The sequence below is a fragment of the Nonomuraea indica genome (assembly GCF_002850745.1).
Classification (GTDB): domain Bacteria; phylum Actinomycetota; class Actinomycetes; order Streptosporangiales; family Streptosporangiaceae; genus Nonomuraea; species Nonomuraea indica.
This window is the reverse complement of sequence record NZ_KZ559474.1, coordinates 139,783-156,441: the sequence shown is the minus strand read 5'-3', so window position 1 is coordinate 156,441 and position 16,659 is coordinate 139,783. Positions and strand designations below refer to the sequence as shown.

Genomic DNA, 16,659 nt, shown 5'->3' with positions numbered 1-16,659 from the left:
CTCTGTTGGCCAGTGAACCGTCCGACCTAGGAGCATCGAGCCCGTGAGTGCACCGCTGAGGCTGATGGCAGTCCACGCACACCCCGACGACGAGTCGAGCAAGGGCGCCGCCACCATGGCGCGCTACGTTCGCGAAGGCGTCGAGGTGCTGGTTTGTACGCTCACGGGTGGTGAGCGGGGCTCCGTTCTCAACCCCAAGATGGACCGGCCCGACATCGTCGCCAACATCGCCGAGGTGCGCAGGGCCGAGATGGACCGGGCGCGCGAGATCCTCGGCGTCCAGCAGAGGTTCATGGGCTTCGTCGACTCCGGCCTGCCGGAGAGCGAGGAGGAGGAGCTGCCCGAGGGCTGCTTCGCCCTGCAGAAGCTTGACGTGGCCGCGGAGCCCCTGGTGGCCGCTGTGCGTGAGTTCAGGCCGCACGTGATCATCACGTACGACGACGACGGCGGCTACCCGCACCCCGACCACATCATGACCAACCGGGTGTCGGTGGAGGCCTTCGAGGCCGCGGGCGACCCCGACCGCTACCCCGGCACCGGCGACCCGTGGCAGCCGCTGAAGCTCTACTACCAGATGGGCTTCACCAAGGAGCGGTTCGAGGCCCTGCACGAGGCGATGACCGCGCGGGGCATGGGCTCCCCCTACTCCGACTGGATCGCCCGCTGGGAGGACCGGCCCGCCAAGTGGCCGGTGACCACGCGGGTGCCGTGCGCCGACTACTTCGAGCTGCGTGACCAGGCGCTGCTCGCGCACGCCACCCAGGTCGACCCCGACGGCTTCTGGTTCGTCTGCCCCCGCGAGCTGCAGCAGGAGATCTGGCCGACGGAGGACTACCACCTGGCCCGCTCGCTCGTCGACACCGAGCTTCCCGAGGACGACCTGTTCGCCGGCATCCACGCCGACGAGGTCTCCCCCGCCTGCCACTGAGGCCGCCAGCCCGCTCCCGCCGCGGCCGCCTGCCGGCGGCGGGAGCATCGCCCCCCGGTGGCAGACTGGAGGGGTGACAGTTCTCGCCGCCGGTGACGTCAGCCCGGGCCTGCTCGGCTTCGTCGTCATCGCTCTCATCGGACTGGCGACGTACTTCCTCATCAAGTCGATGAACAAGCAGATGGGGAAGATCAGCGTGCCGCGCGAAACCGACATCCCGCAGGACAAGGTCCCGCACGACAAGAAGGCCGGCTAGATGGCGGTCGACGTGGTCGACAACGTCGAGCGCAGTCGCTTCGAGGTGCACGTGGACGGCAAGCTGGCCGGGCTGGCCGACTACCGGCTGCGCGGCGCGACGATCGCCTTCACCCACACCGAGGTGGCGGCCGACTTCGAAGGACAGGGGCTGGCCGGCACGATGGTCAGGCACGCCCTCGACGCCAGCCGCGACACCGGCCTGCGGGTCGTCCCGCTCTGCTCGTACGTCGCCTCCTACATCGAGCGCCACCCCGAATACCAGGACCTGCTCGAAGCCGCGCCCGAGTAGGCGGGCCCGAGTAGGCGGGCCGGCTCAGTCGCGCGGTGACCAGGCCAGCTCCAGCGCCCGGGGCAGCCCCCACCATCCCAGCGGGGTCAGCACGTCGTCCTCGTCCACGATGCCGAGGTGGCCCCACAGGGTGACGACCGGCACGAACAACCGCTCGGTCGCCTCCACCTCGTCCACGCCCATGCCCGCGGCCAGGTCGAGGTCCATGGAGGAGTCCAGCTCGACGTCGATGTCCTCCGACTCGGCGATCAGCCGGGCGACCCGTTCGGGTGAGGCCAGCACGCCCGGCCCGAGCCGGGCCAGCGCGGCCACGGCGGCCAGCCAGTCGGCGTGCTGGATGGCGCACAACTTGGAGAGCACGTCGTCCTCGTGGCTCAGCTCGCCGTCCAGGTCGGCGAACTCCTCCAGGGTGTCGCCGTCCTCCGACAGGTCGGAGACCGGGCCGGCGATGCCGGCGGCCACCGACAGCCACAGCTCCCCGTCGTCGTCGGGCATCGGCCGCTCCTCGAACCCGGCGCAGGCCCTCAGCACGTTGGCCGGGTAGCCGGGCTGGCCGAGCAGCACGCGCAGCCGCGCCGCCGCCCGGTCGAGCTCGTCGGCGGGCAGCTCGGGCTGCTTGGGCAGCTCGGCGAGGATGCGTCGCAGCTCCGACAGCGCGAACGCCTCCTCCTCGTCCCAGACGGCGAACAGCTCCTCGTCCTGCTCGTCGTTGACGGCGAAGGCGGGCACGCGGCCGTCGGGGAGCGGCGTGCTCAGCCACTGCTCCTGCAGCTCCTCGTAGCCGTTGCGGGCCTCGGCGTCGCCACGGACCAGCGCGTCGGGGTCGATCTCGCCGGCCCGGACCCGCTCCTCCAGGTGGCGCACGAGCCGGGAGTACATCTCGGCGGCCACCGGCCCGCGCTCGTCCTCCTCCGGCCACACGAAGTAGCCGGGAGTCATGAGGACCGGCTCGGTCCCGGTCGCCTCGACCCAGCGCTGGACGTCGCCGACCGTGGCCAGCCCCGACTCGATCGAGCTCAGCGTGGTCCGCGCCGAATCCCAGAACGGCGCCGACAACGGGTTGCCCGCGGCGAGCAGGGCGCGCCGCAGGTCGGGGATGGCCACCAGCGCCACCCCGGAGGGCACGGCGAGCAGCGCCCGGGCCACGTCCCTGCGGGTCAGGGCCGCGGCCGGGCGGCCCGCGTGCGTGCAGACGAAGTCCAGATCCACTCTCCGTAACCTACGCCCCCTGCGCCCCGCCGCACACGCGCCCCCGGAACAGGACACCGAAGGGCCCCGGCCGGGCGGACGGGCCGCCCGCGACCCGTAGTGTGGGCAGGGGGAGGTCTTGATGAACCGTTTGAAGGACTCGACGAGCCCCTATCTGCTGCAGCACGCGGACAACCCCGTCGACTGGCATCCATGGGGCGACGAGGCGTTCGCCGAGGCACGCCGCAGGGACGTGCCGCTGCTGATCAGCGTGGGCTACTCAGCCTGTCACTGGTGCCATGTCATGGCGCACGAGAGCTTCGAGGACGACGAGACCGCGAGGCTGATGAACGAGCATTTCGTCAACGTCAAGGTGGACCGCGAGGAGCGGCCCGACGTGGACGCCGTCTACATGAGCGCCACCCAGGCCATGACGCACCAGGGCGGCTGGCCGATGACGGTGTTCGCCACGCCGGAGGGCCACCCGTTCTACTGCGGCACGTACTTCCCGCGGCCGAACTTCCAGCGGCTGCTGGCCGCCGTGCACCAGGCGTGGACCGGTGACCGCGACGCCGTGCTCAAGCAGGGCGCCAAGCTGGTGGAGGCGCTCAACACGCACACCGCGCTGCCGACCGGCCCGCTGCCCGACGCCGAGACGCTCGACCGGGCCATGCACAACCTGCGCGAGACGTTCGACCCGGTGCACGGCGGCTTCGGCGGGGCGCCGAAGTTCCCGCCGTCGATGGTGCTGGAGTTCCTGCTGCGCTCGGGCGAGCGGGAGATGAGCGGCAAGACGCTCGACGCGATGGCCCGCGGCGGGATCTACGATCAGCTCGGCGGCGGGTTCTCCCGCTACAGCGTCGACGCGGCCTGGGTCGTGCCGCACTTCGAGAAGATGCTCTACGACAACGCGCTGCTGCTGCGCGTCTACACGCACTGGTGGAAGGCGGGCGGCGGCCCGCCGGCCCGCCGGATAGCGCTGGAGACCGCCGACTGGCTGCTGCGCGAGATGCGCACCCCGCAGGGCGGCTTCGCCTCGGCCCTCGACGCCGACAGCGAGGGCGAGGAGGGCAGGTTCTACGTCTGGACGCCCGACGAGCTGCGCGAGGTGCTGGGCGAGCAGGACGGCGACTGGGCGAGCATCGTGTTCGACGTGACGGGCACGTTCGAGCACGGCACGTCGGTGCTGCGGCTGCTGGAGGACCCTCCCGACACGGAGCGGCTGACCTCCGTGCGGGCCCGGCTGATGGCCGCGCGCGAGCTGCGCGTCCGGCCGGGGCGCGACGACAAGGTGGTGGCCTCCTGGAACGGCCTGGCCATCGCGGCGCTGGCCGAGGCCGGCGTGGTGTTCGAGCGGCCCGACCTGGTCGACGCGGCCACCGCCTGCGCGGTGCTGCTCGACGACGTGCACGTGCTGGACGGCAGGCTGGCGCGCACCTCGCGTGACGGCCGGCCGGGTCCGAACGCCGGAGTGCTGGAGGACTACGCGAACGTCGCCGAGGGCCTGATCGCCCTCTACGGCGTGACCGGCGAGCCGCGCTGGTTCCGCCTGGCCGGGTCGCTGCTGGACACGGTGCTCGACCGGTTCGCCGACGGGGTGGGCGGCTTCTACGACACGGCCGACGACGCCGAGCGGCTGTTCCAGCGGCCGCAGGACCCCACGGACAACGCCACGCCGTCCGGCCAGTACGCCGCCGCCGGCGCGCTGCTGGCGTACGCCGCGCTGACCGGCTCGGCGCGGCACCGGGAGGCGGCGCACGCGGCGCTCGGCACCGTGTCGGTGCTGGCGCCCGGACACGCGCGCTTCGCCGGGTGGGGGCTGGCCGTGGTGCGGGCCGCGCTCGACGGGCCGGTGGAGGTGGCGGTCGTGGGCCCGCCGGACGACCCGCGCACCCGCGCCCTGCACCGCGAGGCGCTGCTCGCCGACGTGCCGGGCCTCGTCGTGGCCCTCGGCCGCGTCGGCCCCGGCGCGAGCACGGGCACCGGCACGGCGGAGGGCTCCGGCGGGTCCATGCCGGGGCCGGACGGCACGCTCGACTGGCAGGCGGCGGTCGCCGACCAGCCGCCGCTGCTGGACGGGCGGGGGCTCGTGGACGGGGCGCCCGCCGCGTACGTGTGCCGGGGCTTCACCTGCCGCCGACCGGTCACGACCGTCGAGGAGCTCCGGGCCGAGCTGGCCGGCCCCTGACCGCCGAGCGCGTCCTTGGGGCGGGTGCGGTCAGCCGATCGGTGACGGCTGGGTCTCCTCCTGGTCGGGCGGGCCGCCGCGGTCCGTCTCGTCGCTGGGCACGGCCGGGTCCTGCGTGGGCGGCGCGACCGTCTCCTCGGGCGCGCCGCTCCCGTCGTCGGGCGGCCCGGTGGGCGCCGGCTCGCTGAACGACGGCTCGGGCTCCTCCGGGCCGGTGGTCTGCCAGCCGTCAGGCCGGCGCGACGGCTGCCACTCGGGGACGTCCTCGTCGTACCGTTCGGGCACGGAGTAGTCGGGGTCGCCGAAGCCGCGGTCGGACGGCTCCGGGAACTCCTCGACCGGTTTGCCGTTCATGGCCTCGGTCATGAACGCCCGCCAGATCTGGGCGGGCAGCTGGCCGCCGAACTGCACGCCGTAGCCGGGGATGGTGACCGTCTTGTTGTCGTCGCGGAACATGTTCACGGCGACGGCGAGCTGCGGCGTGAAGCCGTTGAACCACACCGACGCCGAGTCGTCCGTGGTGCCCGTCTTGCCGGCGACCGGGCGGTCGTAGAGCCGGGCGGCCGTGCCGGTGCCGTGCTCGACGACCTGCTGCATGGCGTAGATGGCGTCGGCGGCGGCCTGCTTGCCGACCACCTCGGTGGCGGCGGGCTTGATGACGTCCTTCTTGCCGTCGGCGTCGGTGACCGACTTGACGACGTGCGCCTCCATGTGGACGCCGCCGTTGGCCAGGGTGGAGAAGCCGGAGGCGTTCTGCACGGCGCTCACCGAGGCCACGCCGAGCGGGAAGGAGGCGGCCGACTGGTGCGGCTGGAGCTGTTGCCTGGGGATGCCGGCGGCCTCGGCGGTGGCCGCGACCTTGTCCAGGCCGACCTTCTGCCCGAGGTCCACGAACGCCGTGTTGACGGAGTTGGTGGTGGCCTGCACCAGGTCGATCGGGCCGTACGAGCGGCCGTTGTCGTTGGGGATGGGGTGCTTGGGATCGGAGGCCACCCGCATCGGCGAGTTGCCGTCGACGCGGGTGGACAGGTCGTAGCCGTTGTCCAGCGCGGCGGCCAGCGTGTACGGCTTGAACGTCGAGCCGGCCGGCACCTTGGCGGAGAAGGCGTTGTCGTAGTCGGAGCGCTCCGGGTCGCCCCCGTAGAAGGCGACGACCTCGCCCGTGGCGGGGTCGACGGCGGCCAGGCCGGTGCGCACCTTCTTCGGCGTCGCCTCCGGCAGGACGCTCTTGACCGCGCGCCCGGCCGCCTTCATGAGCTTCTTGTCGAAGGTGGTGACGACGCGCAGGCCGCCGCTGTTGATGTCCTCGTCGCTGTAGCCGCGCCGGTTGAGCTCGGCGGTGACCTGGTCGAGCATGTACTGGGCCTGGCCCTTGAGGACGAACGGCTTCTTGGCCTTGGCGAGCTTCGGGAACCGCTGGGCGGTCGCCTGCTGGGCGTCCAGCGCCCCGGTCTGGCCCATCGCGTCGATGACGGCCTGCCAGCGCGCCTGGGCGGCGGCCAGGTCGGCGCCCTTGGGGTCGGCGAAGCGGCTCGGCTGCTGGATCACCGCGGCCAGGTAGGCGCCCTCGGCGACGGTCAGCTTGTCCACGTCCTTGCCGAAGTAGGCCTGGGCGGCGGCCTGGACGCCGTTGGCTCCGCGACCGAAGTAGATGGTGTTCAGGTACTGCTCCAGCACCCAGTCCTTGGTCTTGGACTGGTCGACCTTGATCGCGATCATGATCTCTTTGAACTTGCGGGTGAGGGTCCGCTCCTGGCTCAGGCCGCTGTAGTAGTTGCGGACGAGCTGCTGGGTGATCGTGGAGCCGCCCTGGAGCTGCTGGCCGGTGATCGTGGACCACAGCGCGCGGCCGGTGCCCTTGATGGAGATGCCGGCGTCCTGGTAGAAGGAGCGGTTCTCGGCGGCGATCACGGCGTCGCGCACGTGCCGGGGGACCTTGGCCAGTTCGACGTTGCGACGGTCGACGCCCTGGCGGGCGAGCACGCTCTTGCCGTCGCGGTAGTAGATGACCGAGCCCTGCGCGGTCGCCTGCTTCTGGGTGCTGTCGGGGATGGGGGTCATCGCCCAGGCGATGCCGAACAGCACGACGCCCAGAAGTATCCCCACGCCGACCGCGATCGACAGCCGCCGGAGCAGCCTCCGTTTCCGCATGCCCTTTCCACCACCGCTCCGCACCTGGTCATACCCCCGTATGCTGGGCGAATAGCAAGGGTAAACGACTGATAACGGTGCTCGCCCCCTCCTGCGAGGATACGTCTAGCGAGGGGCACGTCGCGGGACGTCCGCGACCAAGGGCAGCACACGGTACGGAACAGGCGTGTCGAGGGCGATGACGGACGAGGTCCTGAGCACGCCCTGGACGTCCACGATCTGGTCGATGACGCGCTGCAGATCGGCGTTGCTGCGCGCCACCACCCGGCAGAGCAGGTCGCTGCCGCCGGTGATCGTGTGCGCCTCCAGCACCTCGGGGATGCGCGCCAGGCCGTCGGCAACGGGGTCGTGCCCCGCCACCTGCCGGATCTCCATCGTGACGAACGCGGTGACACCGTAGCCGAGCGCCTCGGGCGAGACGTCGGGGCCGAAACCGGTGATCACGCCCCGGGAGAGCAGGCGGTCGAGGCGCGCCTGCACGGTGCCGCGGGCGACCCCGAGGCGGCGCGAGCACTCCAGCACGCCCAGGCGCGGCTCGGCCGCCAGCAGGGCGATGAGGCGGGCGTCCAGATCGTCGATCGTCATGGTGTACAGGAACTCCGGGATTTCACGTCGGCTATTGGGCAGATTGTCCACTCCTGAAGGTAACTCTTGCACAGCTCGTCCAGGAAAGACGAGATTTGGTGTCATGAGTGATGTTTTTCCGGTTAACGGCATGGACGCCGTGGTGTTCGCCGTAGGCAACGCCAAGCAGGCGGCGCACTACTACTCGACGGCCTTCGGCATGAGGCTGGTGGCCTACCGCGGGCCGGAGAACGGCAGCCGGGACGAGGTCGCCTACGTGCTGACCTCCGGCGGCGCCCGGTTCGAGTTCCGGGCCTCGATCAGGCCGGGCACCCCGCTCGCCCGGCACGTGGCCGAGCACGGCGACGGGGTGATCGACCTGGCCCTCGAGGTGCCCGACGTGGAGGCCGCCTACGAGCACGCCGTCGCCCAGGGGGCGCGGGGGCTGGCGGCGCCGTACACGCTGGAGGACGAGCACGGCAAGGTGGTGCTCGCGGCGATCGCCACCTACGGCGAGACGCGGCACACCCTCGTCGACCGGTCCAACTACGGCGGCGTCTACCTGCCCGGCTACGCGCCCGCCGAGCCGCTGGTGCCGGCGCCGGCGGTCAAGAACGGGCGGCTCTTCCAGGCCGTCGACCACTGCGTGGGCAACGTCGAGCTCGGCAAGATGGACGAGTGGGTGGAGTTCTACCGCAAGGTGATGGGCTTCACGAACATGGCCGAGTTCATCGGCGACGACATCGCCACCGAGTACTCCGCGCTGATGTCGAAGGTCGTCGCCGACGGCACCCGCAAGGTCAAGTTCCCGCTGAACGAGCCGGCGATCAGCCGCAGGAAGTCGCAGATCGACGAGTATCTCGAGTTCTACGGCGGGCCCGGCGTGCAGCACATCGCGCTGGCCACCAACGACATCCTGACCACGGTCGACCACATGCGGGCGGCCGGCGTCGAGTTCCTGGACACCCCCGACTCCTACTACGACGACCCGGAGCTGCGGGCACGCATCGGCCAGGTGCGGGCGCCGATCGAGGAGCTGAAGAAGCGCAAGATCCTGGTGGACCGGGACGAGGACGGCTACCTGCTGCAGATCTTCACCAAGCCGGTGCAGGACCGGCCCACGGTGTTCTTCGAGCTGATCGAGCGGCACGGCTCGCTCGGGTTCGGCAAGGGCAACTTCAAGGCCCTGTTCGAGGCCATCGAGCGGGAGCAGGAGCGCCGCGGCAACCTGTGACGCCCAGCGCCCCGCTGTCGTGTGGACCCACGCTCCCCTTACTCAGCGTAAGCTCATGCTCACGCCAAGGAAGGGGAGCGTCGTTCCATGAGGTCCATCCGTCACGTGGTCGCGCCGGTGGCCGCGATCCTGACCCTGCTGGGTTGCTCGCCCACCGACGGGGCCGTCCTGCCCACCCGGCCCCCCTCCGCCGGGGCCGCGGGCATCGGCGACCGTGACTTCCCGCTCGACGGCAACGGCGGCTACGACGTCACCCACTACGGCATCACCCTCGGCTACACCCCCGCCGCCAAGCGCCTCGACGGCGTCACCACCATCCGGGCCAGGGCCCTGCAACCGCTGTCGCGCTTCAACCTCGACCTGTCGGGGCTCCAGGTCGCCGAGGTGTCGGTCGACGGCGCCGGGGCGGCCTTCTCCCGCCAGGGCGACGAGCTGACCGTGGTCCCCGCCACCCCCCTCGCCTCCGGCGCCCGGTTCACCGTCAAGGTCGGCTACGGCGGGGAGCCGCGGCCCATCACCGACTCGGGCAACCTGGGCACGTTCGGCTTCATCCCGACCGCCGACGGCGCATTCGTGGCCGCCGAGCCCAACGGCGCCAAGACGTGGTTCCCCGCCAACGACCACCCGGCCGACAAGGCCACGTTCGACTTCGAGATCACGGTGCCGCGCGGGCTGACCGCGCTGGCCAACGGCGAGCCGGTCGGCGAGCCGACGACCAGCGGCGGCAGGACCACGTTCCGCTGGCGCGAGCGCCACCCCATGGCGACCTACCTCGCCACCGCCACCCTCGGCAGGTTCGAGCTGCGGGAGGGCAGGACGGCCGGCGGCGTGCCCAACGTCGCGGCCGTCGACCCGGCCTACCGCGACTCCCTGGACAAGCTCTACACCGTCTCCGGCGAGGTCACCGACCACTGGAGCGAGGTCTTCGGCCCCTACCCGTTCGCCTCCACCGGCGGCGTGGTCGACGACTACTCGGCGGGCTACGCGCTGGAGACCCAGACCAAACCGATGTACGGCGGCTTCTCCCCCGACGAGAGCATCATCGCCCACGAGATCGCCCACCAGTGGTTCGGCAACAGCGTCACCATCCAGCGCTGGCAGGACCTGTGGCTCAACGAGGGCTTCGCCACCTACGCCGAGTGGCTGTGGTCGGAGCACCGGGGCCGCACCACGGCCGACGCCCACTTCGCCGCCCTGCACGCCCGGCCCGCCTCCGACGCCTTCTGGACCTACCCGCCCGGGCGGGCCCGGCCCGACGACCTCTTCAACGACGCCGTCTACAAGCGGGGCGCCATGACGCTGCACGCCCTGCGCAAGGAGATCGGCGACCGGACGTTCTTCGCGCTGCTGCGCGAGTGGGTGCAGCGGCACAGGCACGGCAACGCCACCACCCAGCAGTTCGTCACCCTGGCCGAGCAGCGCTCGGGCAAGCGGCTCGACGCCCTCTTCGACGCCTGGCTCTTCCAGCCCCGCCGCCCGGCCTGACCCCCCCCCGCCAGGGGCACGCGCCACGTGCCCCTGGCGGCACAGGTCAGCTGCCCGCCGGCGGCTGCCCCTCGGGGCCGCCCACGTCGTACCAGAGCGGGTCGTCGACGAGCACGCAGGGCTTGACCGGCCCGTCGATCACCAGGCCGACGAACTGCCATCGCACCTGCGGCTCGTCGGATGTCTGGTCGTCGTTCTCGGCGAACTCCATCACCACGGTCTGCCCCGCGGCCACGTGCGCGGGGTCGATGTAGATCCCGTGCCTGGTCATCCGCACTGCCTTGGCGGACGGGGACTTGTCCCATTCCTCGGGGGTGGCCGACTCCCCTCCGAGAACACGCCCCCTGTTCGACTGGCAGCGCTTGCCCGGCGGGGTGTAGCTGACGTCGGCGGTGATCCCCATGCGCTTCAGGTCGCCCTCCAGCCTGTCGGCGTCCCTGAACTCCTTGATCTGCACCCGGATGGTGCCGTCGGCGTTCTCACTCACCGCGTACGCGGGCCGCTCCGTCCCCGTCAGGAGCGGCACCGCCACGGCGGCGGCGGCGGCCAGTCCGGCCACCGCCGCCCCCGCGAACAGGCGGCGGACGGTGGTCCTGCGGCGTCGCTCCCCACGGGCGGCGACTTCGGTCTTCAGTTCCATCAGCAGGCGCTCCTCGAAACTCATCGTGTCGTTCCTCCCATGACGAAGGGCACGGCCCGCAGCACGCGGCGGGCACGGTGCAGCCTCACCCTGGCGGTCCCCTGCCGGATGCCGAGGGCCTGTGCGGCCTCCGCGACCGTCAGCTGGTCGAGGGCGACCAACTCGATCACGGCCCGCTCTCCCTCCGGCAACTCGGCCATGGCCTCGAAGGCCCGCCGAGCGTGGCTCTCCGCGTCGATCCGCTCCTCCAGCCGGACGAGGTCGTCGGAGTCGAGCAGCCGCCGCCCGTTCAGCCGGTCGGCCAGCCTCGACTCCCTGAACGCCCGCCGCCGCTCGGCCGACAGCGTGTTGCGCGCCACGCCGTACAGCCACGCGATCTCGCTGCCGAGCCCGGACCGGTAGGTCTGGGCCGAGTCGAGTACCGCGACGAACACCTCCGCCACCAGGTCGGCGACCGTGTGCGGATCGTCGACCCGGCGGGCCAGGAAGCGCGTGACCGCGTCGACGTGGCGCCGGTAGAAGGCCTCGAACGCCACGGGGTCGGTGGCGATCTCCGCCTGTTTGCGACGCACCGGCCGTACTCCCTTCGTCGATCTTCACCCCTGCTTGGACCGACCCCGCCAAGGCGTTACACACCCAGCCCAAGCCACCTGACGCCGAGGGCGGCGGAGGTGCATCGCGTGACGGGAGAGGCGCGGGCGGCGACCTGTGACAGCGCCCCGCCGGGGCGCGCGGCAGGGCGCGGGCGGGGTGACCAGCGGGCGCGGGGGACGCCCACCTGCGGGCACGGGCGAGTGACCAGCGGGCGTGGGCAGGTGACCGGCGGGCGTGGGTGGGAGGCCGGGGGTGGGTCAGTCGCCGGGGGGTGTGGTGGCGGAGAAGACGAGCACCGAGGCGGTGAAGCCGTGCACGTGGTTGTGGCCGCCCACCGGCCCGACCTCGCCCGCGGCGAAGAAGCCGGCCATGCCGACGGGCCCCAGCGTGTCGCGCAACGCGACGGGGTCGTGGTCGGCGCTGCCGAACATGGCCGACCCCCGGCCGTTGCAGGAGAACAGCAACGCCCCGTCCACCCGGCCGAACTCCTCGCGGTGGGCGTCCAGCAGGTCGTACAGGTCCTCGTCGGCGGTGGCGGCGTCGCGCACCTGGAAGCGGACGGTACGACCCACCTCGACGACGTCGCCGATGGCCACCGCCTCGCGTTCGGGGTCGATGCCGATCACGCCCCGGATCAGGAAGTCGCCGCGTTCGTGGCGCTCGGCGTACTCGTCGATCGCCACGCCGATCTGCAGCCCGGAGGCGACCAGCTCGCGGTCGTCCTCGTCGAGGTCGCTGACGATGTCCTCCAGCCGGGCCAGGGCCGGCTGGCCGGCGAGCTCCAGGAGCAGGTTGTCCTCGGCGCGGGTGACCACCATGGACGGCCCGATCGGGCGGCAGCCCTGGCTGACCACGGTGCCGACCCGGACCGCTCCGCTGATCAGCACGCCGATCGCACCCTCGGTGTAGATCTCGCCGTCGGCGAAGAGCCGGACGGAGCCGCGGCCGTGCATGCCGTTGGCCAGCCCGCCGATGAGCGGCAGCTCGCCGAGGACCTCCGCCGACCGCTCGACGAACGCGTCGGTCGGGAACGAGTAGGGGTCGGCCAGCAGGATGGCCACGTGGTCGTCGGGGCTGCGCTCGGGCAGGCCGACGACGACGAACTTGTCCTCGGCGTTCAGCGTCTCCAGCGCGAACGTGGTCAGCCTGGCCTCGCCGAGCCTGGCCGCCCACGCGCTGACGGCGGGGGTGAGCTCCACCCCCTGGCCGTCGCCGATCACTCCCGTGGCGCTGCACCCGATGACGTTGGCGTCGGGCGCCAGCCGCATCGCACGCTGACCCGCCCGGGCGACGTCGTCGGGGTCGTCGCCGCAGATGAAGAAGCAGACCAGGTCGGCCTCGCCGCCGAGCCTGGACAGCGCCTGGCGCACGGCCCGTTCGGCCACCTCGACCAGGTCGGAGCCCACCGCGAGGCCGTCTGCGAATCGGCTGGTCATCAGGGCCACGCGTCCCGCCTCCCTCGGCTGCCAAGTTCCCTCAGGCTCGGATTCTCCCCATTAACGGAACAAGCACGCGCGCGAACCGTCACACAATGGGTCAGGATCCGAAATCTGGCTGGATGCGAAACTGCCCTGCCGCATCGGGCGCGGGAGACGTAGTCTCGTTCCCGTGCATCAGCCTCTAATTCTCCGGGAGCTGCGAGAGAGCGGCCACGTTCATCGCACCGTGAAAGCAGAGGTCCGCGAAAACCTGCTGGCCAAGCTGCGAGCAGGTGAGCCCCGTTTTCCAGGCATCGTGGGCTTCGACGACACCGTCCTGCCCCATCTGGAGCGGGCCCTGCTCGCCGGACACGACCTGGTCCTGCTCGGTGAGCGCGGCCAGGGCAAGACCCGGCTCATCCGTACGATCACCGGCCTGCTCGACGAGTGGACCCCGGTGGTCGAAGGATGCGAGATCAACGACCACCCGTACGAGCCGGTCTGCGCGCGCTGCCGCGCCCTGGCCCGGGAGCTGGACGACGAGCTGCCCGTCGCCTGGAGACACCGCGACGAGCGCTACGGCGAGAAGCTCGCCACGCCCGACACCTCCGTCGGCGACCTGATCGGCGACGTCGACCCGATCAAGATCGCTGAGGGGCGCACGCTCGGCGACCCGGAGACGGTCCACTACGGGCTCGTGCCGCGGACCAACCGCGGCGTGTTCTCCGTCAACGAGCTGCCCGACCTCGCCGAGCGCATCCAGGTGGCGCTGCTCAACGTGCTGGAGGAGCGCGACATCCAGGTGCGCGGCTACAACCTCCGCCTGCCGCTCGACATCCTGCTCATCGCCAGCGCCAACCCCGAGGACTACACCAACCGGGGCCGGATCATCACGCCGCTGAAGGACCGCTTCGGCGCCGAGATCCGCACCCACTACCCGCCGACGATCGAGGACGAGCTGGCGCTGATCCGCCAGGAGTCGATGCCCGACATCGGGGCCGACGTCCCCGAGCACCTGGTCGAGACCATCGCGCGGTTCACCCGGCTGGTCCGCGAGTCCACATCGGTGGACGCCCGTTCGGGCGTCTCGGCGCGCTTCTCCATCGCCGCCGCCGAGACGGCCGCGGCCTCGGCCGTGCGCAGGGCGGCGGTCACCGGCGAGGAGCATGCCGTCACCCGGGTGTGCGACCTGGCCAACGTGGTGCACAGCCTGCGCGGCAAGGTGGAGTTCGAGGTGAGCGAGGAGGGCCGGGAGACGGAGATCCTGGCCCATCTGCTGCGCCGGGCCACCGCCGAGACGTTCCGGAGCCGGCTGGGCGGGCTGGACCTCGCGCCGCTGACCGACAAGTTCGCGCAGGGCAACCAGGTCGAGTCGGGCGAGCTGGTGCCGGCCGGCGAGCTGCTGCACCGCATCGGGCCCGTCGAGGGCCTGTCCAAGATCATGTCCCGGCTGGGCATGGGCGAGGGCGAGGAGTCGCCCGGACACGCGGCCGCGGCGCTGGAGTTCGCGATGGAGGGCCTCTACCTCATGCGCCGCCTGTCCAAGGACGACCTGGACGGGGTGACCGTCTATCGCACCTGACCAAGGTGAGACGTTCCGGGTTAGCGTGGTGAGGTGATGGCCTACCGCTATGGCGCGTACCACGACGGCCCCGATCCCCTCGCCCCTCCGTACGACGTGCGGGCGGCGCTGGACGAGATGGGCGACGCCATCCTGTCCGGCTCCACGCCCGTGCACGCCCTGCGCGACCTGCTCAGGCGCGGCCTGCCGGGCGCCCAGGAGCGCAGCGGGCTCGACGAGATGCTGCGCGAGGTCCGCCGCAGGCGCCGCGAGCTGCGCGAGCGCGGCCGCCTCGACGGCACGCTGGAGCAGGCCAGGGCGCTGCTCGACAAGGCGATCGGGCAGGAACGGGCCGAGCTGTTCCCCGACCCGTCCGACGAGGCGCGGCTGCGCGAGAGCGAGCTGGACGCGCTGCCCGACGACACCGCGAGCGCCATCCAGGAGCTGAGCGGCTACGAGTGGCGCTCGGCCGCCGCCCGGCGCACCTTCGAGGAGCTACGCGACCTGCTGCGGCGCGAGGTGCTCGACAGCCAGTTCAAGGGGCTGCGCGACGCGCTGGCCAACCCCGACCCCCAGGCCATGGAACGGGTCCGGCGGATGATGGCCGACCTCAACGACATGCTCGACAGGGACGCCCGCGGGGAGCACACCCAAGCCGACTTCGACGCGTTCATGGGCGAGTACGCCGACCTGTTCCCCGAGCGGCCGCGCAACCTGGACGAACTGGTCGACATCCTGGCCCGCCGGGCCGCGGCCACCCAGCGGATGCTGGCCTCGATGACCCCGCGCCAGCGCGAGGAGCTGGGCAACCTCATCAACCAGACCCTCGACGAGGCCGGGCTGTCGGAGCAGATGCGCCGCCTCGGCGACGCGCTCGTCGCCCGCCGCCCCGACCTGGCATGGACCACGCCGGAGCGGCTCACCGGTGAGGAGCCGCTCGGCATGGGCGACGCGGTCACCGCGCTGGAGGAACTGGCCGACCTGACCCGGCTGGAGTCGGCCCTCCGCCAGGACTACCCGGGCGCCCGGCTGGACGACATCGACGAGGCGGCGGTGCGCCGCGCGCTCGGCCGGTCGGCCGTGGACGACCTGGAGGCGCTGCGGCGCGTCGAGCGGGAGCTGGAGGAGCAGGGCTACCTCCTGCGCCGCCGCGGCAAGCTGGAGCTCACCCCGAAGGCGGTGCGGCGGCTGGGCGAGACGGCGCTGCGCCGGGTGTTCGCCTCGCTCGACGCGGGGCGGCGCGGCGACCACGACCAGCGCGACGCGGGCTCGGCCGGCGAGCTGACCGGGTCGTCCCGGCCGTGGCGCTTCGGCGACGAGCAGCCCATCGACGTCGTGCGCACCCTGGTCAACGGCGTGCGCGGCGGCGGCCTGCGCCGCTCGCGGCCGGACGGCGAGGGCGCCGGGCGCCGGGACGGGCGCCGGGCCGGGCCCGCGTCGGCGGCGGTGCGGCTGTCGGTGGACGACTTCGAGGTGGCCGAGACGGAGCGGCGCAGCGCCGCGGCCGTCTGCCTGCTCGTCGACCTGTCGTACTCGATGGCGCTGCGCGGCACCTGGGCCGCGGCCAAGCAGACGGCGCTGGCCCTGCAGGCGCTGGTCGCCTCGAAGTTCCCGCAGGACGCCGTGCAGATCATCGGCTTCTCCAACTACGCCCGGGTGCTGCAGCCGGACGAGCTGGCGGGCCTCGACTGGGACATGGTCCAGGGCACCAACCTGCACCACGCCCTGCTGATCGCGGGCCGGCACCTCGACCGCCACCCCGACTTCGAGCCGGTCGTGCTGGTCGTGACCGACGGCGAGCCGACGGCGCACCTGCTGCGCAACGGCACGTCGGCGTTCGAGTGGCCGCCCTCGCGCGAGACGCTGGAGCTCACGCTCGCCGAGGTCGACAAGATGACGCGACGGCGGGCGACGCTCAACGTCTTCATGCTGGCTGCCGACGAGCGGCTGAAGGACTTCGTGGACGAGGTGGCACGCCGCAACGGCGGCCGGGTCTTCTCCCCCAGCGCCGACAGGCTCGGCGAGTACGTGGTCAGCGACTTCCTGCGGCTGCGCCGCGCCCGCTGACCACGCGGCCCGGCTCACGCGGCCCGATTTCGCGCGGCCGGGTCCAAGGGGCCGATTCACGCGGCCCGGGTCACGCCAGGCGGACGGGGCCGGG

Annotated in this window: 14 protein-coding genes; 8 read left to right on the top strand and 6 right to left on the bottom strand. The window is 72.1% G+C overall.

The window, feature by feature from the left end:
• Positions 1–43 precede the first annotated feature (43 nt).
• The 3 genes from mca (at position 44) to CXR44_RS23065 (ending at position 1,475) form a co-directional block, all read left to right on the top strand.
• The gene (mca, locus tag CXR44_RS23075) at positions 44–928 is read left to right on the top strand and encodes a mycothiol conjugate amidase Mca (RefSeq protein ID WP_101788182.1); all 885 of its coding nucleotides are present in this window, start codon (positions 44–46) and stop codon (positions 926–928) included.
• 73 nt (positions 929–1,001) lie between these two features.
• Positions 1,002–1,184 (top strand): hypothetical protein, encoded by a 183-nt coding sequence (locus CXR44_RS23070; RefSeq protein WP_245899342.1) that lies wholly within the window; start codon positions 1,002–1,004, stop codon positions 1,182–1,184.
• Positions 1,185–1,475, top strand: a complete 291-nt coding sequence (locus CXR44_RS23065; RefSeq protein ID WP_101788181.1) for a GNAT family N-acetyltransferase — start codon at positions 1,185–1,187, stop codon at positions 1,473–1,475.
• 24 nt (positions 1,476–1,499) lie between these two features.
• On the opposite strand, the gene CXR44_RS23060 is transcribed toward CXR44_RS23065, so the two are convergent.
• Entirely contained in the window at positions 1,500–2,684 is a 1,185-nt protein-coding gene (locus tag CXR44_RS23060; RefSeq protein WP_180903660.1) for a hypothetical protein, read from the bottom strand.
• A gap of 121 nt (positions 2,685–2,805) precedes the next feature.
• On the opposite strand from CXR44_RS23060, the gene CXR44_RS23055 reads away from it, so the two are divergent.
• Entirely contained in the window at positions 2,806–4,851 is a 2,046-nt protein-coding gene (locus tag CXR44_RS23055) for a thioredoxin domain-containing protein (RefSeq protein ID WP_180903659.1), read from the top strand.
• Positions 4,852–4,881: 30 nt separating this feature from the next.
• Here the strand turns inward: CXR44_RS23055 and CXR44_RS23050 are convergent, their stop codons facing one another.
• A complete protein-coding gene (locus CXR44_RS23050; RefSeq protein ID WP_101788179.1) occupies positions 4,882–7,002 on the bottom strand; it encodes a transglycosylase domain-containing protein in 2,121 nt (706 codons plus the stop codon).
• Between the two features lie 105 nt (positions 7,003–7,107).
• Entirely contained in the window at positions 7,108–7,587 is a 480-nt protein-coding gene (locus tag CXR44_RS23045) for an Lrp/AsnC family transcriptional regulator (protein ID WP_101788178.1), read from the bottom strand.
• A gap of 103 nt (positions 7,588–7,690) precedes the next feature.
• Here CXR44_RS23045 and hppD point away from each other — a divergent pair, with 103 nt between their 5' ends.
• Both hppD and CXR44_RS23035 read left to right on the top strand, forming a co-directional pair.
• Positions 7,691–8,800 (top strand): 4-hydroxyphenylpyruvate dioxygenase, encoded by a 1,110-nt coding sequence (hppD, locus tag CXR44_RS23040; protein WP_101788177.1) that lies wholly within the window; start codon positions 7,691–7,693, stop codon positions 8,798–8,800.
• Positions 8,801–8,887: 87 nt separating this feature from the next.
• Positions 8,888–10,285 carry a M1 family metallopeptidase gene (locus CXR44_RS23035; RefSeq protein WP_101788176.1) on the top strand — a complete coding sequence of 466 codons (1,398 nt, stop codon included), beginning with the start codon at positions 8,888–8,890 and terminating at the stop codon, positions 10,283–10,285.
• Between the two features lie 46 nt (positions 10,286–10,331).
• On the opposite strand, the gene CXR44_RS23030 is transcribed toward CXR44_RS23035, so the two are convergent.
• The 3 genes from CXR44_RS23030 to CXR44_RS23020 all read right to left on the bottom strand — a co-directional run bounded on the left by CXR44_RS23030 (position 10,332) and on the right by CXR44_RS23020 (position 12,955).
• Positions 10,332–10,949 carry a hypothetical protein gene (locus CXR44_RS23030; protein WP_101788175.1) on the bottom strand — a complete coding sequence of 206 codons (618 nt, stop codon included), beginning with the start codon at positions 10,947–10,949 and terminating at the stop codon, positions 10,332–10,334.
• Positions 10,946–11,497 carry an RNA polymerase sigma factor gene (locus CXR44_RS23025; RefSeq protein WP_180903658.1) on the bottom strand — a complete coding sequence of 184 codons (552 nt, stop codon included), beginning with the start codon at positions 11,495–11,497 and terminating at the stop codon, positions 10,946–10,948. Before CXR44_RS23025 ends, CXR44_RS23030 begins: the two co-directional genes overlap by 4 nt.
• Positions 11,498–11,776: 279 nt before the next feature.
• On the bottom strand, positions 11,777–12,955 hold the full coding sequence (locus tag CXR44_RS23020) for an FIST signal transduction protein (protein WP_101788373.1): 1,179 nt from the start codon (positions 12,953–12,955) through the stop codon (positions 11,777–11,779).
• Between the two features lie 142 nt (positions 12,956–13,097).
• Between CXR44_RS23020 and CXR44_RS23015 the strand changes: the two genes are divergently transcribed.
• Both CXR44_RS23015 and CXR44_RS23010 read left to right on the top strand, forming a co-directional pair.
• Entirely contained in the window at positions 13,098–14,519 is a 1,422-nt protein-coding gene (locus CXR44_RS23015; protein WP_101788174.1) for a sigma 54-interacting transcriptional regulator, read from the top strand.
• Positions 14,520–14,555: 36 nt separating this feature from the next.
• Positions 14,556–16,565 (top strand): vWA domain-containing protein, encoded by a 2,010-nt coding sequence (locus CXR44_RS23010; protein ID WP_101788173.1) that lies wholly within the window; start codon positions 14,556–14,558, stop codon positions 16,563–16,565.
• Positions 16,566–16,659: the final 94 nt, after the last annotated feature.